The sequence below is a fragment of the Vibrio sp. 2132-1 genome (assembly GCF_033344315.1).
The window spans coordinates 1-579 of record NZ_JAWPON010000618.1 but is presented as its reverse complement, the minus strand read 5'-3'; the positions used below and the strand labels follow the sequence as shown (position 1 = coordinate 579).

The window sequence follows — 579 nt, the reverse complement described above, 5'->3', positions numbered from 1 at the left end:
CACTGGTAATGCCAATCGCAGCCCATCGCGTTTGCGATCGCTTGAATGATCCACCAATCTTCTTTCGCCTCACCCGGCGCTTTCACTGCCGCATTAACGCGCTGCACGCGTCGCTCAGTATTGGTGAAGTGACCGGATTTTTCCGCAAATGAACAAGAAGGCAATACCACATCGGCGTACTGCGCCGTCTCGGTGAGGAAGATGTCTTGCACGACCAAGAAGTCGAGTGCTTCCAACCCTTCAATCACGTGTGCTTGGTTTGGATCGCTCAGTACTGGGTTTTCGCCCATGATGTACATCCCGCGAACTTCTCGTTTGCACGCCGCATCGATGATTTCCGTTAGGGTAAGCCCTTGCTCAGAAGGTAAGTTCGGCGCATCCCACTCAATCGCGAATTTCTGACGAACAATCGGGTTATACACTTTTTGGTATCCCGGATAACAGCTCGGCAATGCGCCCATATCACACGCACCTTGCACGTTTGATTGACCGCGCAGTGGGTTAATACCACCACCCTCAATACCGATATTGCCACACAACAATTGCAGGTTTGCAATCGAACGAACGTTGTCGTGCCCT

The 579-nt window shown here is 52.0% G+C and carries 1 protein-coding gene; it reads right to left on the bottom strand.

Features of this window, described 5'->3' with window-relative positions; genetic code table 11:
* Positions 1–579: molybdopterin oxidoreductase family protein (locus R8N47_RS27010; RefSeq protein ID WP_318186342.1), on the bottom strand; the 579-nt coding region annotated here is incomplete at both ends.